Here is a 20,551-nt window from a genome sequence, read left to right on the forward strand (position 1 = left end):
CGCGGACGGGGGCCGCCCCAGGCGGGACGGCCCCCGTGCGGAGGTGCGGTGTGCTCACACGTCGAAGCCGGCGCGGTCCACCTTGCGGTGGTAGCGGTCGCCGAGCTTGCCGCCGACGATCGCCCCGGCCAGCGTGACGAGCAGGATGGCCACCAGCGCGATGATGCCGCCGGTCGTCGCCGTGCCCTCCTCGATCGGGATGCGCGGCAGGTTGAGCTGCTGCAGCACGTTGTACTGCGAGCCGAACACCAGGCCGAGCACCGCGAGCAGGATGACCACGAGCAGTCCGATGACCCAGACGGCGATGCCCTGCCGGGCGCCGTCGAAGCGCGCCATCCGGCCGGCCACGTAGCCGCCGGCCAGGTAGGCGAGGAACAGGATCACCAGCAGCACGATGCCGCCGACGACGCCGATCGTGTCGGCCTCCTGGACCGCCTCGTCGGTCGACGGCACGCCCTGCGTCAGGCCGATCGCCACCCCGGCGGCGCTGAGCAGCGCCACCAGCAGGACCGCCAGGCCGTTCGCGGACAGCCAGCCGAAGAACGCCGCCCCCCACTTGATCCCGCCGTAGCGGGACCGCTGCGCGTCGACCGCGTCCCGGGCCGCGCCCTTCGTGGAATGGGCGCCCTCGGTCATCACGACCGCCGGACGTCGGCGTCGGCGTCGAGCTCGATCTGCTCCTTGCGGACGGTGTCGGTCACCGTCTCCTGCGCCGTCACCGTCTCGGTGTCCAGGCGGACCCGCTCGACCGGCACGGCCTCCTTGGCCACGACGGGCCGCTCGGCGTGCAGGACGACCTCGTGCTCCTCCTCGGAGATGGCCGGGCCGTCGAGGGCGGCGCCCACGTTGGCGTCGGTGATCGGCTCGCGCTCGAGGCGGACCTCCTCGTGCGACACCGGCACCGTCTGCGTCACGTTCTCGGTGACGACGTACTTGCGCAGGCGGGCGCGGCCGGCCTCCACCCGCTGGGTGCCGACGTTCAGGTGCTCCTCCGAGCGCGTCATCGCGTCGTCGGTGGTCGGGCCGCTGGTGTCGTGCCCGACGGTGCCGGTCGTCGTGGTCGTCTCCGTGAACTGCTCACCGTTGCCCGAGCCGAGGCCCGAGCCGATGCCGTAGTAGCGGTAGAGCTCGGCCTCCTCGGTGGGGGAGAGGTGGCCGTCGGTGTCGACCTTCGGCGCGTGCGAGACCTTGTCCTTGTCGTAGGGCAGCCGGAGGTCGCTGCCCGACAGGTCGGCGTCGGCCAGCGGCACGAACGACTCCTTGGTGCCGAACAGGCCGGTGCGGACCGTGGCCCACTCGGGACGGCCGGTCTCGTCGTCGAGGTAGACCTCGCCGACCGTGCCGAGCTTGCCGTCCGCGCCGTGGGCGGTGCTGCCGATGACGGTGCTGATCTGCTGTTCGGTGATCACGTGCGCTCCTCGCGGGTTCAGGGCTGGGATTGCGGTCTCACCTCGGGGGTACGTGCTCCGCCGAGGGCCGTCCCAGGCCATGCCCGTCGATTTACGTCGTAAACCGACCGCCCGCGTGTCGTGCCGGATCAGTCCCGCGGATCGCCGCGGCGCGGGGTGCGCCCCTCCCGCAGCACCACCTCGAGGCGCTCGAGCAGGTTCTCCAGCGCCTCCTCGAACTCCGCCGCCGACTCGTCGAGGGAGAGCAACGACTCCAGCCGGACGACGGTCGGGTACTCGCTGAGATCGGTGGCGGCCACCGCCTCCGGCACCCCCTCCGGGGCGTCCTCGGGGCTGATCTTCACGCCCTTCTGCGACACCTCGAGCAGCAGGTGCCCGAGCAGGAAGCTGGAGTACGCCCGGTACGCCGCCACCGCGGACTCCTCGGTGAAGCCGCTCCCGATCAGCGCGTCGAGGAAGGACTCCACCCACCGCAGGCTGCGCAGCGGGGGGCGCACCCAGGGCGCCGCCGGCGGGCGGGTGGCGACCAGCGGGAACACCTCGGGGTGGGCGAGCGCGATCCGGCGGACGCCGTGCGCCAGGCGCTGCAGGTAGTCCTGCCAGCCGTGCGACGCGGCCAGGTGCACGTCCGGGTCGCCGTACAGCTCGTCGATCACCGACTCGACGACGCCGTCGAGGAGGTTCTCCCGGCCGGGCACGTAGCGGTACAGCGCCATCGCCTCGACCCCGAGGTGGGCGCCCAGGCGGCGCATCGTCAGGGCGTTGAGGCCCCGCTGGTCGATGAACTCGATGGCCGCACCCAGCACGCGCCGGCGGTCGAGGCCGCCGCGGCCGGTGCCCGGCGAGGCGGCGGGGATGACGGCGGCGGCGCCGCCGCGGCCCTCGGGGGTGTCGGGATCGGCGCTCTCGTCGGGCAGCGTGTCCGGCGTCGTGTCCGGCCCGTTCATACGTGCTCCCTCGCCTCGCGATCGCCCCCTCGCCCCCCATCCTGCGCCGGTGCGCAGCGCACACCAGCCCCCGCCCCCTTGTGAGGGAGCCGGAACGCAGCGTTGACGCGGGTGTCCACGGGGGGAAACGACGGCCACCCACGCTGGGGTCCATGCCCGCCGCCGCCTCGCCGTCGCCCTCGGCGGCCCGGACGGGCAGCGCGCGGACGACCCTGACGCACTGCCCGTACTGCTCCCTGCAGTGCGGCATGCAGGTGACCGCCGGCGACCGGCCGGCCACCCTCGTGCCCGCCGACTTCCCGACCAACAGGGGCGGGCTCTGCTCGAAGGGCTGGTCGTCCACCGAGCTCCTCGACCACCCGGAGCGGCTGCTCCGGCCGCTGGTCCGCAGCACCCCCGGCGACCGCAGCAGCCCTCTGGTCGAGAGCACCTGGGACGACGCCCTGGGGCGGCTGGTCGACGCGATCGAGCGCACGCAGGCACGGCACGGCCGCGACGCCGTCGGCTGCTTCGGCGGCGGGTCGCTCACCAACGAGCAGGCCTACCAGTTCGGGAAGTTCGCCCGGGTCGCCCTGCGCACGAGCGCGATCGACTACAACGGCCGCTTCTGCATGTCGTCGGCCGCGGGCGCGGCGAACCGGGCGTTCGGGCTCGACCGCGGGATGCCGTTCCCGCTCTCCGACATCGCCGAGGCCGACGTCGTCGTGCTGGTCGGCAGCAACCCGGCCGACACGATGCCGCCGGCGATGCAGTGGTTCGACGCCGGCCGCGAGCGCGGTGCCCAGCACGTGGTCGTCGACCCCCGGCGGACGGCGACGGCGCGCAACGCCGCCCTGCACCTCCAGCCGCTCCCCGGCACCGACCTGGCGCTGGCCAACGGCCTGCTGCACATCGCGCTGGCCGAGGGGCTGGTCGACGAGGAGTACGTCGCCGCGCGCACCACCGGCTTCGACGACGTCCGGGCGGGCGTGGCCGCCTACTGGCCCGACCGGGTCGAGCGGCTGACCGGCGTGCCGGTCGCCAACCAGCGGCGCACGGTGTTCGCGCTGGCGAGGGCGGCGAAGGCGATCGTCCTCACCGCCCGCGGCGCCGAGCAGCACCGCAGCGGCACCGACACCGCGCAGGCGTGGATCAACCTCGCCCTGGCCCTCGGCCTGCCCGGGCGTCCGGGCAGCGGGTGGGGGACGGTCACGGGGCAGGGGAACGGTCAGGGTGGCCGCGAGCACGGCCAGAAGGCCGACCAGCTGCCCGGCTACCGGAAGCTCGACGACCCCGCCGCGCGGGCGCACGTCGCCGCCGTCTGGGGGGTCGACCCCGAGGACTTCCCCATGCCCGGGCGGAGCGCCTTCGAGCTGCTCGACGCGCTCGGCACCGACGGGGGCGTGCGCACCCTGCTGGTCCTCGCCTCCAACGTCGCGGTGTCCGCGCCGGATGCGCGCAGGGTCGTCAGCCGGCTCGGCGACCTCGACTTCCTCGCCGTCAGCGACTTCTTCCTCTCCGAGACCGCCGAGCTGGCCGACGTCGTCCTGCCCAGCGCCATGTGGGCCGAGGAGGACGGCACCATGACCAACGTCGAGGGGCGGGTCATCCGGCGGCGGAAGTCGCTCGACCCGCCCACCGGGGTCCCCGACGACCTGCAGCTGCTGGCCACGCTCGCCGACCGCCTCGGCACCGGGCACCTGTTCAGCGGCGACCCCGAGACGGTGTTCGAGGAGCTGCGCCGCGCCAGCGCCGGTGGCGCCGCGGACTACTCGGGCATCAGCTACCGCCGCATCGACGACGAGCAGGGCGTCTTCTGGCCGTGCCCCTCCGCCGACCACCCCGGGACCCCGCGGCTGTTCACCGAGCGCTTCGCCACGCCCGACGGCCGGGCGCGGTTCGTCCGGGTCGAGCACGTCGACGCCCACGAGCGGCCGGACGCCGACCACCCGTACGTGCTGACCACCGGACGGGTGCTCGCCCAGTACCAGTCGGGCACGCAGACCCGCCGCACGCGCAGCCTCCAGCTGGTCGCGCCGACACCCCGCGCCGAGCTGCACCCCGACCTCGCCCGGCGGCTCGGGATCGCCCAGGACGACGTGGTCCAGCTGACCACCCGGCGCGGACGGGCCCGCTTCCACGCGCTGGTCACCGATGCCGTCCGGCCCGACGTCGTCTTCGCGCCGTTCCACTGGGGCGGCGGCTCGAGCGCCAACGCCCTGACCGACGCCGACGCCCTCGATCCCACCTCGAAGATGCCCGCCTTCAAGGTCTGCGCGGTCGCCGTGGCCCGGGTCGGCGGGCCCGAGGAGCTCATCCCACCGCCGCCCGCCGCGACCCAGCCGCAGCCGCGCGACCACTCCGTCCCGTCCGCCCCCCAGCCGCGCCACCCCACCCGGAAGAGGAGCACCCGCGTGAAGAGCACCCCACGCTTCCTGCAAGGCGTCTTCCCGATCACCGGCGAGGGCCTGGCCAAGCCCGGCCCGGTCGACGCCGCCCTGCGCTACACGGTCCCGCAGGGGAAGTCCGCGCAGGCCCTGTACTTCCGCGGCGGCAACTCCACCGGCGAGCTGGTCTACGTGCTGCTGCTCCGCGACGGCGAGCCGATGCGCTGGTTCCCGATCGGCGCCAAGGGCGACGTGCACGTGCCGCTGCGCGTGGTCGAGGAACTCGTCGGCGGGACCGTCGTCGAGCTGCACGCCGCGGCGCCCGAGGGCGTCACCGGCGAGCTCGTGGTCGACCTCGGGCTGGTGGAGGTGTGACTGCCGTCCTGGGCGGCCGCCCCGAGGGCCTCACCGCCCTCCGCGTGGACGACGAGCTGGACACCCGCGGCCGGCTGGTCGTCGTCGGCAACGGCATGGCCGGCGCCCGCTTCGTCGAGGAGGTGCTCGAGCGCGGCGGCGGCGACCAGTTCCGGATCACCGTCTTCGGCGACGAGCCGCACGGCAACTACAACCGGATCATGCTCTCGCCGGTGCTGGCCGGCGAGGAGCACGAGGACGACATCGTGCTCAACAGCCACGACTGGTACGCCGACAACGGCATCGACCTCCGGGCCGGCGTCCGGGTCGCGCGCATCGACACCGCGGCGAAGCTGGTGCACGCCGACGACGGGTCGGCCACGCCCTACGACCACCTCGTCCTGGCGACCGGCAGCTACTCGTTCATCCCGCCGATGGCCGGGGTGCGCACCGACTCCGGGGACCTGCTGCCGGGCGTGTACGGCTTCCGCACCATCGACGAGACGCGGGCGCTGCTGGCCGAGGCGGGCAGCTGCCGCCGCGCCGTCGTCATGGGCGGCGGCCTGCTGGGGCTGGAGGCGGCCCGCGCGCTGCAGGGGCACGGCCTCCAGGTCGACCTCGTGCACGCCATGCCCTACCTGATGAACGCGCAGCTCGACCCCGAGGCCGGCGCCATCCTGAAGAAGAGCGTCGAGCAACTCGGGATCACCGTGCACCTCGACGTCCTGGCCACCGAGGTCGTCGGCACCGACCGGGTCGAGGCGGTCGTGCTCAAGGACGGACGGCGCATCGACACCGACCTGCTCGTGGTCGCCGCCGGGGTGCGCCCGCACACCGACGTCGCCGTCCGGTCCGGGCTGGAGGTGGAGCGGGCCGTCGTCGTCGACGACCAGCTGCGCACCGACGACCCCGACGTCTACGCGATCGGGGAGTGCGCCCAGCACCGCGGCGAGGTCTACGGGCTCGTCGCGCCGGCCTGGGAGCACGCCACGGTCCTCGCCGACGTGCTCACCGGCACCGACCCGGACGCCGAGTACCACGGCAGCCGGACGGCGACGAAGCTCAAGGTCGCCGGCGTCGACGTCGCCGTGATGGGCATCAACACCCCGGAGCGGGACGACGACGAGTTCCTGGTGATCTCCGAGCCCCGGCGCGGCGTGCACCTCTCGGTGGTCATCCGCGACGACAAGCTGGTCGGGGCCACGCTGCTCGGCGACACCCGCAAGGTCGCCTTCCTCACCCAGGCGTTCGACCGCGGCGCCCCGCTGCCCGAGGAGCGGATCCGCCTGCTGGTCGACCTGTCCGACGGCGCGGAGGAGGTCGGCGTCGCGGAGATGCCCGCCGACTCCCAGGTCTGCAACTGCAACGGGGTGAGCAAGGGCGACATCTGCGGCGCGGTCGCGGGCGGCTGCGGCAGCGTCGGCGAGGTCATGGACCGCACCCGCGCCGGCAAGGGCTGCGGCTCCTGCAAGTCGCTGGTGAAGCAGATCGTCGAGTGGGCCGCCGACGGCGACCTCGCCGAGGACCCGGCCGCCTCCTACTACGTGCCGGGCATCCCCCTGGCCAAGCCCGAGCTCATGGCCGCCATCCGCGAGCGGGACCTCCGCAGCGTCTCCGCCGTCTTCGCCGCCCTGGCGCCCGGCGGCAAGGACGACGCGAAGTCGAAGATGGGGCTCACCTCGCTGCTCAAGATGATGTGGGGCCACGACTACATCCCCGAGAAGGACGCCGAGTTCGTCAACGACCGCGTCCACGGCAACATCCAGCGCGACGGCACCTTCTCCGTCGTCCCGCAGATGAAGGGCGGCGTCACCACGCCCGCGCAGCTGCGCCGGATCGCGGACGTGGCGGAGAAGTACGAGGTGCCGATGGTCAAGGTGACCGGCGGCCAGCGGATCGACCTGCTCGGCGTCCGCAAGGAGGACCTGCCGGCGATGTGGGACGACCTCGGCATGCCGTCCGGCTACGCCTACGGGAAGAGCTTCCGCACCGTGAAGACCTGCGTCGGCAGCGACTTCTGCCGGTTCGGGCTCGGCGACTCGACCCAGCTCGGCATCGACCTCGAGACCCGGTTCCAGGGCATCGAGAGCCCGGCGAAGATGAAGCTCGCCGTCGTCGGCTGCCCGCGCAACTGCGCGGAGGCGTACGTGAAGGACCTCGGGGTCGTCGCGATCGGCAACGGCCGGTGGGAGGTCTACGTCGGCGGCGCCGCCGGGGCGTCGGTGCGCAAGGGCGACCTCCTGGCGACCGTGGACTCCCCGGAGGCGGTGATCACGCTCGCCGGCCGGTTCATGCAGTACTACCGCGAGAACGCCAACTGGCTCGAGCGCACCTACGACTTCGTGCCCCGCGTCGGGCTGGAGAAGCTCAAGCACGTCCTGCTGGAGGACGGCGAGGGCATCTGCGCCGACCTCGACGCCGGGATCCAGCGCTCGATCGACGCCTACCGCGACCCGTGGGGCCAGGACGCGAAGGAGCCGGCCACCCCGGGCCAGTTCCGCCCCGCGCTGCCCCTGATCCCGCTCCCGAAGGTGCCCGTCCGATGAGCATGACCGATGTCCGCACCACCACCGAGCACGTCCTCGGCCCGGTGGCGGAGATCCCGCCCGGGGAGGGGCGGGCCTTCGTCGCCGGTGACGTCCAGGTGGCGGTGTTCCGGTTGCGCGACGGCTCGCTGCACGCGACGCAGGCCGCCTGCCCGCATGCAGGCGGCCCGCTGGCCGACGGGCAGACCGACGTCGACGTGCTGGTCTGCCCGTTGCACCTCTACGCGTACCGGTGGTCCGACGGCGCCTCGACGTCCGGAGCCGCGCCGATCCGGGTCTACCCGGTGCGCGAGGTGGACGGCCAGGTCGTCGTCGAGCTGTAGCCGGTCAGGCGAACTCGTAGGAGACGGCGCCGTCCTCGTCCACCGTCGCCACGACCTCGGCGGTGTCCGAGGCGTCGGCGGCGTTGTCCACGAAGCACGGGATCGGCGTCCCGACCGCGTCGACGAGCACGGAGCGGCCGCCGGTGTCGCAACTGCTGATGACGACCACGCCGGTCAGCTCGCCCAGCTGCTCGTCGAGCGACGCCTCGACCGTCCCCACGTCCACGAAGGTGTTGTCGCTCTCGATCCGCACGTCGCCCTCGTCGTCGGTCTGCGTGACGGTGAAGGAGATCGGCTGCCCCTCCAGGGACCCGGTGCAGGTGAACGCCGCGCCGGACTCCGCCTCGACGTCGGCGGGGCACGACACGTCCTCGGGCGCGACGCCCGTCTGCTCCGCGGTCAGGCGCTGGACCTGGTTCTCGACCTCCGCGGTGTCCAGGGTCTTGGCGCCGAAGAGCAGGAGCGCGCCGACGACCAGCCCGCCGAGCACCACCACCGCCCCGACGACCGCGGCGACGACGGCTCCGGTGCGCTTGCGCCGCGGCGCGGGTGCGGGCGCGTAGCCGCCGGCCGGAGGCCCGTAGTCGGGTGGGCCGTACTGCGGCCGGCCGTACTGCGGGGCCGGCGAGCCGGAGGACGGGGTGGGGTAGGTCTGCGAAGCCATGGGGGTTCTCCTCGTCGGGTGCGGTCGGGGGCGACCATGACGGGAGTCGCTTACGAGCGGCTTGGATGCACTTGCGCCGCACTTGAGGCGACCGCGCCTCAACCCGCGAGGTCGGCGTTCACGAACGGGACGGCCTCCGCGGTCCCGCCGCCCGCCGTCGTCACCGACACCCGGGCGACGTCACCGGGCGAGCGGACGACGGCCACGCCGTCGGCCAGCGGGTGCTCGCCGATCGTGGCCCCGGTCCCGTCCAGCACCCGGACCGACGTCGCGGTACGAGGCGCGACGACGACCAGGAACCGGGAGATCTCCGCGCGCATCGAGAGGTCGCGGAAGTCGCAGCGCAGGACGACGACGCGCTCCTCCAGCGGCGGCCCGGACGGGAGCACCCCCGTGCCGCACCACGAGGTGACGGCCGGCCCGCCCGGATCGGCCTCGTAGCCGTACGGAGCGGTGACGACGTAGGCGCCGGACGCCTGGGCGATCGCCAGCACGCTCAGCCGGGTGGGGCTGTCCTCGGGACCGGGCAGGTCGCCCGACCAGAGGGCCGTGACCGGGGTGTCCTCGGGCGCCAGGCCGAGCTGGCCGAGCACCGAGCGGAGCCGCGACTGCACGGCCACGTCCTGGACCGCGGACGGCGCGCCGGGACGGAGCGAGGTCAGCGGCACCTGGACGCGCGGATCCCCGGGGGCGTCGAGGACCGTCGGCGGGAGCAGCGGGAGGGCCCGCTCGTCCCGGACCACGCGGACACGCAGGGCGCTCATCCCGGTGTACGGCGTGGGCGGCAGGCCGGTGACGGCGACGCCCGCCGAGGACGGGACGCCGTGGTACTCGCGGGTGAGCGAGCCGTCGGCGGCGACCACCGGCCGCTCCGACACCTCGATCCGGTCGCCCGGGAGGCCCACCACCACCAGGGCCCCGGTCGCCGGGTCGGTCAGGGACACGGGGAGGGCCGGCTCGGGGGCCGTCCGGACCGAGCGCAGCACCATGCCGTCCGCGTCGGCACCGGCCGGACCGGTGAACCACGCGACGGCCGCCGGGCTCGACGGCGTCCCGCCGGCGGCGACCAGCGCCCAGCGCCCGCCGGGGACGTCGCCCGCGAAGACGACCCGCCGATCGGACGGCGCCTCCGGCCAGGTGGCCCCACGGATCCCGCGGAGGAATCGGCCGTCCTCGGCCAGCGACCCGCTCGTCGGACCGCCGAAGACCGTCGGCGGGTTCTCGGGCCCGCGCGGCAGCAGGGGGGTCAGCGCGAGCAGCAGCCCGGCCGCCACCGCGGCCGCGGCGACGCGGAGCCGACGGCGACGACGGCTGCGCGCGGCGTCGTCGACCGCGGCGGCGATCGTCTCGAGCGCGGTCGGTGGCAGCGGCCGTCCGTTGGCCAGCCGGGCCAGCCGCTCGGGGAGCTCCGGAGGGGGTCGATCGGGCGCGGGCGCCGACCCGGGTGCCCGGTACGCCGCGGCGGCGCGGTCGCGCTCGTGCCGCTCCTCCTCGTCGAGCCGCGCCAGTTCCGCTCCCAGCAGGCCGACGGCCCGGTCGCCCGCGCCGCCCGGCAGCGGTCCGGCCACGAGGTGCAGCACGGCTGCCGCCCGGTCCCGGTCGGGCAGGGAGCGCAGGGCCGCGGCCAGGGCGCTGTCGTCGTCGTCCGGTGGCCTCGTCGCCGACTCGACGACCTGCACCACCCGGCCGGGCCGTCGCAGCCCCTCGCGGACGAGCGCGCGGCGCGCGCCGGCCAGGTCGTCGAGGGCGCCGGGCGCGCCGAGCGCGGCGGCCAGGAGCGCGACCGCGTCCTCCGGGGAGTCGGTGATGAGGACCGCGGCCGGGACCAGCGGGGGCAGCAGGGCGGACAGCGCGTCCCGCTCGTCCATCCGACGCTCCCTCCGCCGCCGTCACTGTCCTCCTGCGGCCCGGTCGCGGCACCCGGGGTGCGCCGGGGCCGGGGTCAGGGGACCGGGACGACGACGGTGGCGGCGTGCGGGCCGCCGCACTCCTCGGTGCCGCCCACCCGGATCCAGTCGGGATCCGCCTCGTGCACGGCCAGCTCGACCCCGTCGGCCCCGAGCACCGTGACGGTCACCGAGTCGGGGGTGGTCATGCCGAGCTGCGCCACCGTCACCGTCCCGGTCAGCGGCACGGTGAGCCCGTCCGGCTCGTCGCCCTGGCGAACCTGGAGGCCGCAGGGGGACGAGCAGTCGAGGCCGAGCGCGCCGTCCGCGACCTCGGGCCACCCCTCGGCCAGCTCCACGGTCAGCCCGTTCGACCAGCCGACGGCCGAGCAGACGGTCTCGGCTCCCGCCTGGCAGGCGCCCAGCGCCAGGCCGGCCGCCAGCAGGCATGCCGCTCCGGCGACCGGGGGAGGGACGTCGTCCACGCCTCGGCGTGCGCTGCTCAGCCCGCGGTGGAGTCCGGGGCCTGCCGGGCGGCCGGCAGCGGGGGCACGACGAGCGGACGGCGACGACGGCGCTTGAGGTCGGACAGCACGCGCCGCCGGTGAGCGTCCTCGGCCAGCTGACGCGCAGCGATCACCGATGCGGTGTCCGCGGTGGTGCCGTGGTGCTCGAGCAACGCAGGCTCCCCTCAGTGGCCCCCTGGTACGTAAGACGCTCCGAAGGGGCGGAAAGGATGACACCCGGCGGCAACGAATCGGTAACGATTCGTGCAGCAGCCCCTCGTCGTGCCTGACCTCCGCCCTCTGGGACGGGCGACCTACGGCCCTGATCGCCGGTAGCCGACCCTCCTAGCGTCGGCCGGGACGGAGGGGGTGCCATGAGGACGACGGTCGATCGGCGTCAGTCCGCGGCGAGCCGGCGGAGCGGCTACGCGGTCGCGGCCGCGATCAACCTGGTCCTGCTGTGGCTGATCCACGGCTGGCCGGGGTGGGACGCCGTCCCGTTCCTGACCGGCGACTTCGAGTCGGTGCTCGGGTGGATCGATGCCTCGCTGGTCGTCTCCGCCGCGGTGAACCTCGTCCACCTGGTTCGGGACCCGCGGTGGCTGACGGCGGCAGGGGCCCTCGCCACGACCGCCCTGGGCCTCGTCGCGGCGGTGCGGCTGCTGCAGGTCTTCCCGTTCGACCTCGGCGACTCCGACGTCTGGCCGGTCGTGTGCCGGGTGCTGCTGTGGGTCGGCGTCGTCGGCTCGGCCATCGGCGTCGTCGCGAACCTGGTTGCGCTCGCCCGGGCCCGGTGAGGGGGCTCAGCTGCGGGGAAGCCCCAGGTCGGCGAGCGCGGACGCGACGGCGTCGTCGTGCAGGAGGTCGAGCACGAGCAGCCGGTGCACGAGCACGCCGCGGCGCGTCAGCCGCAGGTCGGCGGCCCGGAGGCGGGGGAGCGTGGCGACCGGCCGCGCCGCGACCGGCGGCGGCGGGTCGAGCAGGCCGGCCGACTGCAGGCCGGTGACGTCCTCCCGGGCGCCCCAGGCCGTCCAGGCACGCGGCTCGTCCTCGAGCGGGGGCATGGGCAGCGGCACGCGCTCGCGGCGGCCGACCCCGGCGAGGAGGGCGAGCTGCCGCCAGCTGAGCGAGTCCGCGAGCCGCAGGGCGCGACCGGCCAGCTCGAGGTCGACGTCGGGGGAGACGGCCACCTCCGCGAGGAGGTAGCCCAGGTGGCGGACCCGCCGCTCGTCGGTCGAGCGGCGGGCCGCGGCGACCACCGCCTCGGCGAGCTCCTGGGCCGGGGGCCGGCCGCCGGCGCGCTCGCCGAACCAGTCGTCGCGCGTCGGCCGGCCGTTGCGGCGCAGCGTCGCCGCGTACTCCACCGCGAACGCGAGGGCGGCACCGGCGCGCACCCGCTCCCGCGGTACCGGCACGCCCGCCGCCTCGTCCGCGGCGGTCCGCAGGCACGCGGCGAACCGGTCGTCGACCTGCACCACCGCGGCCGCCGGCTCGAAGACGACGGTCGCCGCGGCGCGGCACATCGACCCCGCCACGGGGCTGCCGGCCTCGATGAGGGCGCGGCCGGTCAGCCCGTCCTCGGCGTGGGTCTGCTCGGATGCGGTCACCCGGTGATCTTCGTCGTTCCCGCGTCCGGGCTGCACACCGGGAACGTCCGCCCTCACCACAGCGGGTCAGCCTCGGTGAGCAGAACGGAACACGAGTTCAGCCTCGGGGCGACGCACGGGTAACGCGCCCTTGCGACGGTCCTCGCATGGCCGCTCCCACCCGCCCCGCCCAGCCGACGCAGCACCCGGTCGCCGAGGCGCCGTCCGGTCGCAGGGGGAGGTGGATCGACGACTGGCGCCCGGAGGACCCGCAGTTCTGGGAGAGCACGGGGAAGAGGGTCGCCCGCCGCAACCTGTTCTTCTCCATCTTCTCCGAGCACGTCGGCTTCTCCATCTGGAGCCTCTGGTCGGTGCTGGTGCTGTTCCTGCCCGAGCCGGTGTTCGGCATCGACCCCGCGGGGAAGTTCCTCCTCACCACCCTGCCGACCGCCCTGGGCGCCTTCGTCCGGCTGCCGTACACCTTCGCCGTCGCCCGGTTCGGCGGCCGCAACTGGACGATCGTCAGCGCCGCGCTGCTGCTCGTCCCGACGATCGCCACCGCGATCGTGCTCGAGCCCGGCGTCTCGTTCACGACCCTGCTCGTCGTCTCCTGCCTCGCCGGCGTCGGCGGCGGCAACTTCGCGAGCTCGATGGCCAACATCAACGCCTTCTACCCCGACCGGCTCAAGGGCTGGGCGCTCGGCCTGAACGCCGGCGGCGGCAACCTCGGCGTCCCCGTCGTCCAGCTGGTCGGTCTGCTCGTGCTGGCCACGGTCGGGGTCGAGCACCCCCGGGTGATCCTGTTCGTCTACATCCCGCTGATCGTCGTCGCCGCCCTCGGCGCCGCGCTGCTGATGGACAACCTGACGACGGCGCGCAACCAGCCGCGCGCCATGCGGGAGGCGACCCGGGAGTCGCACACCTGGATCATGTCCTTCCTCTACATCGGGACCTTCGGCTCCTTCATCGGGTTCGGCTTCGCCTTCGGGCAGGTCCTGCAGAACCAGTTCACCGAGTCCTTCGCCACGCCGCTGGCCGCCGCGTCGCTGACCTGGCTCGGGCCGCTGCTGGGCTCGCTGATCCGGCCGGTGGGCGGCTCGCTGGCCGACCGGTTCGGCGGCGCGCGGATCACCTGCTGGAACTTCGTCGCGATGGCCATCGGCGCGTCGGTGGTCTGGACGGCGAGCCAGGTGGAGTCGCTGCCGCTGTTCGTCGTCGGCTTCGTGCTGCTGTTCGTGCTCAGCGGCATCGGCAACGGCTCGACCTACAAGATGATCCCGGCGATCTTCCGCTCCCAGGCGCTGCAGCAGGTGGCCGAGGGCGGCGACCCGGACGCCGCGGACCGGCGGGCGCTGCGGATGTCCGGAGCGCTCATCGGGATCGCCGGCGCGATCGGCGCCTTCGGCGGGGTCCTGGTGAACCTGGCGTTCCGGCAGTCGTTCATGACCACGGGCACCGGCGACTCCGCGTACCTGGCGTTCATCGCCTTCTACGTCGTCTGCGTCGCGGTGACCTGGACGGTCTACCTGCGGCCCGGCACGGCGCTCGGCCGCGTCTGAAGAAGGACCCCGTCCCCCTCACCGCTCGCAGGCTCGCGGCGAGCCTCTGGACGGGGCCGAACTGCGAAGATCCGCGGCATGGCGATCGAGGTGCGTCCGGCCACCGAGTTCGACGAGGTCGCGACGATGGTCGGTCCCAAGCGGCCGGACGCCGACGTCTGCTGGTGCCTGAGCTACCGCCTGACCTCGAAGGAGAACCTCGCGCTGCACCGGCAGGAGCGCGGGGAGCGGGTGCGGCAGCTGGTCCGGGAGGACCCGCCGCCGGGGGTGCTCGCCTACGACGGCGACGAGGTCGTGGGCTGGGCGGCCGTCCACCCGCGCAGCGACACGGCCTTCGCCACCAACCGCAAGATCCCGCACGTCGACGACCTCGACGTCTGGTCGCTGTGGTGCGTGCGGGTGCGCCCCGGGCACCGTGGCCAGGGCATCGCCCACCACCTCGTCGCGGGCGCCGTGGAGTTCGCCCGCGAGCGGGGTGCCCCGGCGATCGAGGGCTACCCGGTCGACAACGACGGCCGGAAGGTCGACCTGACCATGGCCTACGTCGGCACGCAGCGGCTCTTCGAGCGGGCGGGCTTCGTCAAGGCGGCCGACACCACGTCGGTCATCAACGGCTTCCCCCGCGTCCTGATGCGGCGGGACCTGCGCTGACCGACCCCGGCCCGGGGGAGCCCGCGGGGGCCGGCAGCTGCGCGGCGATCGCGTCGGCCCACGCGTCGATCGCCGGCCAGTCGCGTAGGTCGCCGGTGCGACCGCGTCGCATCCCGAAGGCCACCCGCCGGACCAGCGGGAGGTCGCGGGCGGCCAGCGCGCCGTGGAAGTAGTGGTGCTCGCGTGCGGGGACGAGCCGGTGCACCTCGTCCAGGTGCCGGGCATCCCGTTCCTGCCCGTCGGCGGTCCCCGGCCAGCCCACGCTGAACGTCCACACGGCGTGGCCGGCCAGGGCGGCGGCGTTCCGGCGGCAGAAGTCGACCGCCTCCCGCTCCCACCGCCGGCCGTAGATGGGGCTGCCCAGCACCACCGCCTGGAAGTGGCCGACCTGCTCCCGGCCGAGCAGCGGGTCGAGGTGCACCTCGAACCCGTGGCTGCGCAGCCGGGCGGCGATCCGCTCCGCGATCTCCCGCGTGCTGCCCCTCCGGCTCGCGTACGCGACCAGCACGGTCATGACGGCTCCTCCCGTCGCCCCGGCGGACCCGGTGCCACTGTGGACCGTCCGTGGCAGCCGCTCAAGACGCTCGCGCCCGCCGCCCGGGCACGGGTCAGAGCTTCAGGCGGTAGCCGCGCTTGACGACGGTCTCGACGACGGGCGCACCGAGCGCCGCGCGCAGCCGCGTCACGGCCATCTCGACGGCGTGCCCGTCCCCGCCGCCGGGCAGCGCCGCGACGAGCTCGGGCCGGGGGACGACGTGACCAGGACGGCGGGCCAGCTCCCGCAGCACCGCCATGGGGCCGGGCGCGAGCTCCACGAGGCGCCCGTCGAGGACCGCCGCGTACCCGCGCACCTGGACCTGGTGCGGTCCCACCTGGAGCACCGGGTCGCGCTCGGGGAGTCGGGCGACCACCTCCCGGGCCAGGGCGCCGAGGCGCGCCCGCTCGGGCTGGCGGGACGGGATGCCCGCCGCGTCCAGCGGGGCCGCGGTCACCGGTCCGACGGCGACGGCGAGCACCCGGTCGTTCATCGCGGTGACGAGGTCCGCGCGCAGGCCCAGCTCGTCGGCGACCCGGAGCAGGCTGGCCGCCGCCGGGGCGCTGGTGAACGTCACCGCGTCGACCGCGCCCGCGACCACGGCGCCCACCAGGCGGCGCACCGGCGTCACGTCCTCGGGCAGGACCCAGCGGTACACCGGCACGGTCAGGACGTCGGCGCCGGCGTCGCGCAGCCCCGCCACCAGGTCGGGCAGCGGGTCGCCGTGCAGCTGGACGGCGATCCGGCGACCCTCCAGCGGACCCTCCGCGCCGGAGAGCAGGTGGGAGAGCACCTCGGCCGACGACTCGGACTCGGGCGACCACGCGTCGACCAGGCCTCCGCCGCGGATGGCGCCGCGGGCCTTCGGGCCGCGGGCGAGCACGCGCGCCTTCGCGAGGTGGTCGACCAGCGGCAGGTCCCAGGCCTCGGCGGCCTCCAACCAGCCGCGGAAGCCGACCCCGGTGGTCGCGACGACGAGGTCGACCGGCCGGGCCAGCACCTCGCGGGTGGCGGCCACGAGCTCGGTGTCGTCGGCGAGCGGGACGATCCGGATCGCCGGGGCGTGCACCACCCGGGCGCCCCGGCGGTCCAGCAGCGCCCCGAGCTCCTCCTTGCGGCGGGCGGCGGTGACCGCGACGGTGTAGCCGGCCAGCGGCAGGACCTCCGGCGCCTCGTCGGGCCGGGGCGCGGTGTCGGTCACCTCCCCATGGTGCGTGCTCCGCGTTGCGGGACTGTGTCGGGGGAGTGTCGCGTCACCCTGCGGGCGCCGCACGGGTCCAGCGCGCGAGCAGCACGGTGGCGTCGTCCTGGAGCAGCCCGCCCTGGTGCTCCAGCACGGCCCGCGTGAGCCGCCGGACCGTCTCGGGCGGCGGCTGGCCGGCCGCGATGGCGCGGGTGAGCAGCTCCATCAGCCGGTCCTCGCCGAACCAGGCGCCCGCGGCGTCGCGGGCCTCGGTGATGCCGTCGGTGTGGAGCGCCAGCCAGTCGCCGGGCTCGAGGGTCTCCTCGCCGACGGCCGGGGTCCCGGCACCGATGCCGAAGGGCATGCGGCGTCCCCCGTCCAGTTCGCGGACGACCCGTCCCTGCCGCAGCACCAGGGGCAGGGGGTGGCCCGCGTTGACGTAGCGCAGGCGACCGGACGCCACGTCCAGCTCGGTGAGGACGCCGGTCACGAACACGCTCCGGGGGAACGTCTCCGACAGCAGGTCGTCGATCCGCTCCGCCTGCTCGCAGACGCCCAGGCCCTCGCGGCGCGCGCTCCGGTAGGCGGCGAGCGTGGTGGCGGCCATCAGGGCGGCGGGCATCCCGTGCCCCATCGCGTCGAAGATGGCCAGGGAGACGGTCTGCTCGGACAGCGTGTAGTCGAACGCGTCCCCACCGGCGTCGTAGCTCGGTTCGAGCATGCCCGCCACGACGAAGCTGTCGGTCCCCGCCGTGAGCGGGGGCAGCTGCTGCCAGATGAGCTCCGAGGACGGCGCGGACGGCCGCGTCCGGCGGAACCGCTCCAGCTGGTCCCCGTAGGGCGCCACCGAGACCAGGGCGTGGCCCAGCGTGGAGGCCAGCCACTGGCACTGCTGGCGCAGCGCCGGGTCGTAGAGCTCGGCGGCCGAGGAGAGGCGCACCTCGAGCACCCCCAGCCGGTCGGCGCCGTCCACCACCGGGACCCAGAGCCGCGGCCTGCCCTCGCGGTCCGACGACAGCACCCGCTGCGTGCGGAACGCCCGGCCGGCCATCGTGCTCTCCATGCCCTGGCGGGACCGGCGGGCCGAACCGCCCGTCGGCAGCCGGACGAGGCAGCGCTGCTCGTGGTCGACCAGGTGCACCACCGTCTCGACGCCCATCAGCCGCCCCGCCGCCGCGGCCACGGCGGGGATCCGCTCCGGGGGTGCCGTACCGGCGGCACCGAGCAGGTGCAGCAGCGCGGCCAGCGGCCCCGCCGCCGGGCGGCCGGTCCGGATCTGCCGCCGGTAGGGGACGCGGTGCGCCTGGACCAGCTCGTCGAGCCGCTCGTTGAGCGCGTGGGCGAGGAGGTCGCGCTGGTCGGGTGCCAGCGGCAGGAGCCCGGCGAGGCACGCGTCGACGTCCACGAGGTCGGCGTCGCCACCCAGCGCGAAGTACCGCCGCCACAGCTCCTCGGGGGTCAGGTCGGCGTGGGCGTAGGCCCGGACCAGGCCGGCCAGCTGCGCGTCCTCGGGCGCGGCCGGGCCGCTCATCACCGGCGGCGTCGGACGGCGGAGTCGACGACCGCGCGGGCGGCCTGGGCCACCGACGTCCCCTCGTCCTGCCCGCGGGTGAGCAGCATCCCGAACGCCGTCGCCTCGTCCACGGAGTGCCGGCCCATGAGGACCCCCTTGGCGGTGCACACCAGGTCGCGGGTGCGGAAGGCCTCCCGCATCCCGCCGCTGAGCCGCTGGGCCCGCTCCTGGTGCTGCATGTTGGCCACCAGCACGGCCGCCTGCGCGGCGAAGAGGGTCAGCAGCTGCTCGCTGCGGGCGTCGAACGCGTCCGGCACCTCGGCGTAGACCTTGAGGGCGCCGAGCGATCGGTCGCCGGCGACGAGGGGGCAGCTCATCACCGAGCGCACCCCGAGGTCCAGCGCGGCCGAGTTCCAGCGCGGCCACCGCGGGCTCTGTGCGAGGTCGTCGATGCGGACGAACTCGCGGTCGGAGGCCGCCGCGAGGCACGGCCCCTCGTCGTACTCGTACTGCAGGCCGTCCGCCGCCTCGACCCGGGGGTCGGTCGCCCCCGAGGAGCGTCGTCTGCGCCGGTCGATCAGGGAGACGCCCGCGCCGGACGCCCCCGTCACGGTCTCCTGGGCCAGGGTGCTGAGCACGCCCAGCGCGTTCTCGACCGTCTCCTCGGTGAGGAGCAGGCCGGACATGCGGGCGAAGACCCCGGCGAGTTCGTCGGCGAGCGGGAGGTCTCCGCTCGTCGCCTGACCACCACTCATGGGTTCCCCCACGTGCTGGCGCCGCTCCGCCGTGCCTTCGACGGGCCGCCCCCGCTCCCGGCGGGATCGGCTGCGCCCAACGTAGCTCGCTCCACCACCGGGCGCCCGCCGTCGCGGCGTCAGACCGGCACGGACCCGGTGCCGTCCACGTGCAGGTCGGCGCGCTCGCGCGTCCCCTCCCGGGCGAACTCCGCCGCCTCGGTCACCTGCCAGCGCCGCCACTCCGCCTCGAGATCGGCCCCGTCGCGCGCCAGACCGCGGGCCAGCCGCAGGTCTGCCGGCGCCTCGACCCAGATGCGCAGCGTCGTCCACGCGTCCAGCGCCCGGGGACTGCTCCCGCAGCCCTCCACGACCAGCACCTCCCGGACCGGTACCGGGACGGCCGGCTCCGCGAACCGGCGGGTGGCCCAGTCGTAGCGGTGGTGCGCGCCGGCCCGCCCCTCGGACAGCGGGCGCAGCACGCCCGCCTGCAGCCGGCCCAGGGCTCCGGTGAGGGTCCAGCCGGCGTAGAGGTCGTCGAAGTGGATCAGGGCGACCGCCTCGCCGAGGGCGGCTGCGAGCTCGCCCGCCAGCGTCGTCTTCCCCGACCCGGCGGGCCCGTCGACGGTGACCAGCCGGACCGCGCCGAGCCGGGCCGGGGCGGCGAGGACCCGGGCGGCCAGCGTGAGCGCCGTGCTCAGCGGACCGCCAGGGTCCACGTCGGCACCGCGCCGCCGTCGCTGGTGACCAGGCCCCGGGCGGCCAGCCGGCGCAGGTGGGCGTCGGTCTCGGTGACGGCGAAGATCCGCATCCGGCGCTCGTACTCCTCCCACGGCCGCGACCAGGTGAGGTGGGCCGCGAGCTGCCACGGCGTGGAACGCGGGTGCGCCCGGATGGCGGTGAGCAGCTCGGTCAGCCGGTGCTCGTGGTGGGCGGTCAGCTCGTCCACCCGCGCGTCGAGGCCGCGGAACCGCCACTCGTGCGCGGGCAGCACCTCGGCCGGGTCGAGGTCCCGGACGGCGGCCAGCGCCCGCAGGTAGTCGCCGAGGGGGTCGGCCGAGCCGGCGAACGTGCTGGAGATGTTCGGGCTGATGCGGGGGAGGACGTGGTCGCCGGAGAAGAACAGCCGGGTGCCCTCCTCGGCGAAGCACAGGTGACCGGGGGTGTGGCCCGGCGTGTGGACCGCCCGCATCCGCCAGCCCGGGAAGTCGGCGTGCTCGCCGTCCTCGAGGAACCGGTCGGGGACGGCCATCCGCGTGAACGACTCGAGCCGGTCGGGCGGTCCGACGTCGGAGACGGCGTCGTCCCGGTCGGCGCCGAGCCCGACGAGGAACTCGACCTCGGACGCCACGAAGGCGGCCGCACCTGCGGCGGTGATCCGGGCGACCGAGCCGGCGTCCGCGGGGTGCATCGCGATCCACGCGCCGCTGGCCTCCCGGACCCGCGAGGCCAGCCCGAGGTGGTCGAAGTGCAGGTGGGTGACCAGGGCGCCGCGGACGTCGGCGACGCCGGCCCCGATCTGCGCGAGGCCGTCGGTGAGGGCCGCCCAGCTCTCGTCGCTGCCCCAGCCGGTGTCGAGCAGGCCCAGCCCGCCGCCGTCGAGGGCGAAGGCGTGCACGCTGACGTAGCGCAGGGGGTTGTGGGGGATCGGCACGGGGATCGACCAGAGCCCGTCCCGCACCTGCTCGACCGGGGGGAGCGAGCGGGTGGCCCAGGCCTCGTGCTGGGCGGTTCCGGTGATCTGCACGTCCTCGCACTCTGCCAGCTGCCCTCGGCGTCCCTCGCTCGG

20 protein-coding genes are annotated in these 20,551 nt (G+C 75.1%); 6 read left to right on the plus strand and 14 right to left on the minus strand.

Annotation, left to right across the window (positions count from 1 at the left end):
* Window positions 1-54: 54 nt before the first annotated feature.
* From ACI78T_RS12630 to ACI78T_RS12640, 3 genes are all read right to left on the minus strand, one after another.
* Complete coding sequence (locus tag ACI78T_RS12630) at window positions 55-636, minus strand: hypothetical protein (protein ID WP_456558446.1); 582 nt, start codon at window positions 634-636, stop codon at window positions 55-57.
* A complete protein-coding gene (locus ACI78T_RS12635) occupies window positions 636-1,409 on the minus strand; it encodes a DUF2382 domain-containing protein (RefSeq protein WP_456558447.1) in 774 nt (257 codons plus the stop codon). Before ACI78T_RS12635 ends, ACI78T_RS12630 begins: the two co-directional genes overlap by 1 nt.
* Window positions 1,410-1,537: 128 nt before the next feature.
* A complete protein-coding gene (locus tag ACI78T_RS12640) occupies window positions 1,538-2,356 on the minus strand; it encodes a TetR/AcrR family transcriptional regulator C-terminal domain-containing protein (RefSeq protein WP_456558448.1) in 819 nt (272 codons plus the stop codon).
* Window positions 2,357-2,508: 152 nt separating this feature from the next.
* Here ACI78T_RS12640 and ACI78T_RS12645 point away from each other — a divergent pair, with 152 nt between their 5' ends.
* From ACI78T_RS12645 to ACI78T_RS12655, 3 genes are read left to right on the plus strand one after another with little or no spacing between them, the layout of a single operon-like run.
* Window positions 2,509-5,097, plus strand: coding sequence for a molybdopterin oxidoreductase family protein (locus ACI78T_RS12645; RefSeq protein ID WP_456558449.1), 2,589 nt, complete (start codon window positions 2,509-2,511; stop codon window positions 5,095-5,097).
* On the plus strand, window positions 5,094-7,622 hold the full coding sequence (gene nirB, locus ACI78T_RS12650; protein ID WP_456558450.1) for a nitrite reductase large subunit NirB: 2,529 nt from the start codon (window positions 5,094-5,096) through the stop codon (window positions 7,620-7,622). The genes ACI78T_RS12645 and nirB overlap by 4 nt, the downstream gene beginning before the upstream one ends.
* Window positions 7,619-7,945, plus strand: a complete 327-nt coding sequence (locus tag ACI78T_RS12655; protein WP_456558451.1) for a Rieske (2Fe-2S) protein — start codon at window positions 7,619-7,621, stop codon at window positions 7,943-7,945. Before nirB ends, ACI78T_RS12655 begins: the two co-directional genes overlap by 4 nt.
* 4 nt (window positions 7,946-7,949) lie before the next feature.
* Here ACI78T_RS12655 and ACI78T_RS12660 read toward each other — a convergent pair whose 3' ends face one another.
* The 4 genes from ACI78T_RS12660 to ACI78T_RS12675 form a co-directional block, all read right to left on the minus strand.
* Window positions 7,950-8,609, minus strand: a complete 660-nt coding sequence (locus ACI78T_RS12660) for a DUF4333 domain-containing protein (RefSeq protein WP_456558452.1) — start codon at window positions 8,607-8,609, stop codon at window positions 7,950-7,952.
* A 98-nt stretch (window positions 8,610-8,707) separates the two neighbouring features.
* A complete protein-coding gene (locus ACI78T_RS12665) occupies window positions 8,708-10,477 on the minus strand; it encodes a hypothetical protein (protein WP_456558453.1) in 1,770 nt (589 codons plus the stop codon).
* Window positions 10,478-10,551: 74 nt separating this feature from the next.
* Window positions 10,552-10,980: a hypothetical protein gene (locus ACI78T_RS12670; protein ID WP_456558454.1), complete on the minus strand. Its 429-nt coding sequence runs from the start codon at window positions 10,978-10,980 to the stop codon at window positions 10,552-10,554.
* 17 nt (window positions 10,981-10,997) lie between these two features.
* On the minus strand, window positions 10,998-11,174 hold the full coding sequence (locus ACI78T_RS12675) for a hypothetical protein (protein WP_456558455.1): 177 nt from the start codon (window positions 11,172-11,174) through the stop codon (window positions 10,998-11,000).
* Window positions 11,175-11,375: 201 nt separating this feature from the next.
* On the opposite strand from ACI78T_RS12675, the gene ACI78T_RS12680 reads away from it, so the two are divergent.
* Window positions 11,376-11,798, plus strand: coding sequence for a hypothetical protein (locus tag ACI78T_RS12680; RefSeq protein ID WP_456558456.1), 423 nt, complete (start codon window positions 11,376-11,378; stop codon window positions 11,796-11,798).
* Window positions 11,799-11,804: 6 nt separating this feature from the next.
* Here the strand turns inward: ACI78T_RS12680 and ACI78T_RS12685 are convergent, their stop codons facing one another.
* Window positions 11,805-12,608, minus strand: a complete 804-nt coding sequence (locus ACI78T_RS12685) for a hypothetical protein (protein ID WP_456558457.1) — start codon at window positions 12,606-12,608, stop codon at window positions 11,805-11,807.
* Window positions 12,609-12,754: 146 nt separating this feature from the next.
* Here ACI78T_RS12685 and ACI78T_RS12690 point away from each other — a divergent pair, with 146 nt between their 5' ends.
* Together ACI78T_RS12690 and ACI78T_RS12695 are read left to right on the plus strand one after the other, a co-directional pair.
* Window positions 12,755-14,146 (plus strand): nitrate/nitrite transporter, encoded by a 1,392-nt coding sequence (locus ACI78T_RS12690; RefSeq protein ID WP_456558458.1) that lies wholly within the window; start codon window positions 12,755-12,757, stop codon window positions 14,144-14,146.
* A 78-nt stretch (window positions 14,147-14,224) separates the two neighbouring features.
* Window positions 14,225-14,797 carry a GNAT family N-acetyltransferase gene (locus ACI78T_RS12695; RefSeq protein WP_456558459.1) on the plus strand — a complete coding sequence of 191 codons (573 nt, stop codon included), beginning with the start codon at window positions 14,225-14,227 and terminating at the stop codon, window positions 14,795-14,797.
* Here the strand turns inward: ACI78T_RS12695 and ACI78T_RS12700 are convergent.
* The 6 genes from ACI78T_RS12700 to ACI78T_RS12725 all read right to left on the minus strand — a co-directional run bounded on the left by ACI78T_RS12700 (window position 14,754) and on the right by ACI78T_RS12725 (window position 20,509).
* Entirely contained in the window at window positions 14,754-15,311 is a 558-nt protein-coding gene (locus tag ACI78T_RS12700) for a flavodoxin domain-containing protein (RefSeq protein WP_456558460.1), read from the minus strand. The genes ACI78T_RS12695 and ACI78T_RS12700 overlap by 44 nt on opposite strands.
* A gap of 94 nt (window positions 15,312-15,405) precedes the next feature.
* A complete protein-coding gene (locus tag ACI78T_RS12705) occupies window positions 15,406-16,533 on the minus strand; it encodes a uroporphyrinogen-III synthase (protein ID WP_456558461.1) in 1,128 nt (375 codons plus the stop codon).
* Window positions 16,534-16,585: 52 nt separating this feature from the next.
* Window positions 16,586-18,046, minus strand: coding sequence for a PP2C family protein-serine/threonine phosphatase (locus ACI78T_RS12710; protein ID WP_456558462.1), 1,461 nt, complete (start codon window positions 18,044-18,046; stop codon window positions 16,586-16,588).
* The gene (locus ACI78T_RS12715; RefSeq protein WP_456558463.1) at window positions 18,046-18,783 is read right to left on the minus strand and encodes a GAF domain-containing protein; all 738 of its coding nucleotides are present in this window, start codon (window positions 18,781-18,783) and stop codon (window positions 18,046-18,048) included. Before ACI78T_RS12715 ends, ACI78T_RS12710 begins: the two co-directional genes overlap by 1 nt.
* A 119-nt stretch (window positions 18,784-18,902) precedes the next feature.
* Window positions 18,903-19,481 (minus strand): uridine kinase family protein, encoded by a 579-nt coding sequence (locus ACI78T_RS12720; RefSeq protein ID WP_456558464.1) that lies wholly within the window; start codon window positions 19,479-19,481, stop codon window positions 18,903-18,905.
* Window positions 19,460-20,509 carry an MBL fold metallo-hydrolase gene (locus ACI78T_RS12725; protein WP_456558465.1) on the minus strand — a complete coding sequence of 350 codons (1,050 nt, stop codon included), beginning with the start codon at window positions 20,507-20,509 and terminating at the stop codon, window positions 19,460-19,462. Before ACI78T_RS12725 ends, ACI78T_RS12720 begins: the two co-directional genes overlap by 22 nt.
* Between the last annotated feature and the right edge of the window lie 42 nt (window positions 20,510-20,551).

The sequence above is a fragment of the Blastococcus sp. SYSU D00922 genome, assembly GCF_054050495.1.

What these genes read in the sequence shown, in the direction of transcription:
- ACI78T_RS12630 (WP_456558446.1), bottom strand. Translation starts at nt 636, where the DNA reads ATGACCGAGGGCGCCCATTCCACGAAGGGCGCGGCCCGGGACGCGGTC.
- ACI78T_RS12640 (WP_456558448.1), bottom strand. Translation starts at nt 2,356, where the DNA reads ATGAACGGGCCGGACACGACGCCGGACACGCTGCCCGACGAGAGCGCC.
- ACI78T_RS12645 (WP_456558449.1), top strand. Translation starts at nt 2,509, where the DNA reads ATGCCCGCCGCCGCCTCGCCGTCGCCCTCGGCGGCCCGGACGGGCAGC.
- ACI78T_RS12655 (WP_456558451.1), top strand. Translation starts at nt 7,619, where the DNA reads ATGAGCATGACCGATGTCCGCACCACCACCGAGCACGTCCTCGGCCCG.
- ACI78T_RS12660 (WP_456558452.1), bottom strand. Translation starts at nt 8,609, where the DNA reads ATGGCTTCGCAGACCTACCCCACCCCGTCCTCCGGCTCGCCGGCCCCG.
- ACI78T_RS12665 (WP_456558453.1), bottom strand. Translation starts at nt 10,477, where the DNA reads ATGGACGAGCGGGACGCGCTGTCCGCCCTGCTGCCCCCGCTGGTCCCG.
- ACI78T_RS12680 (WP_456558456.1), top strand. Translation starts at nt 11,376, where the DNA reads ATGAGGACGACGGTCGATCGGCGTCAGTCCGCGGCGAGCCGGCGGAGC.
- ACI78T_RS12690 (WP_456558458.1), top strand. Translation starts at nt 12,755, where the DNA reads ATGGCCGCTCCCACCCGCCCCGCCCAGCCGACGCAGCACCCGGTCGCC.
- ACI78T_RS12695 (WP_456558459.1), top strand. Translation starts at nt 14,225, where the DNA reads ATGGCGATCGAGGTGCGTCCGGCCACCGAGTTCGACGAGGTCGCGACG.
- ACI78T_RS12700 (WP_456558460.1), bottom strand. Translation starts at nt 15,311, where the DNA reads ATGACCGTGCTGGTCGCGTACGCGAGCCGGAGGGGCAGCACGCGGGAG.
- ACI78T_RS12710 (WP_456558462.1), bottom strand. Translation starts at nt 18,046, where the DNA reads ATGAGCGGCCCGGCCGCGCCCGAGGACGCGCAGCTGGCCGGCCTGGTC.
- ACI78T_RS12715 (WP_456558463.1), bottom strand. Translation starts at nt 18,783, where the DNA reads ATGAGTGGTGGTCAGGCGACGAGCGGAGACCTCCCGCTCGCCGACGAA.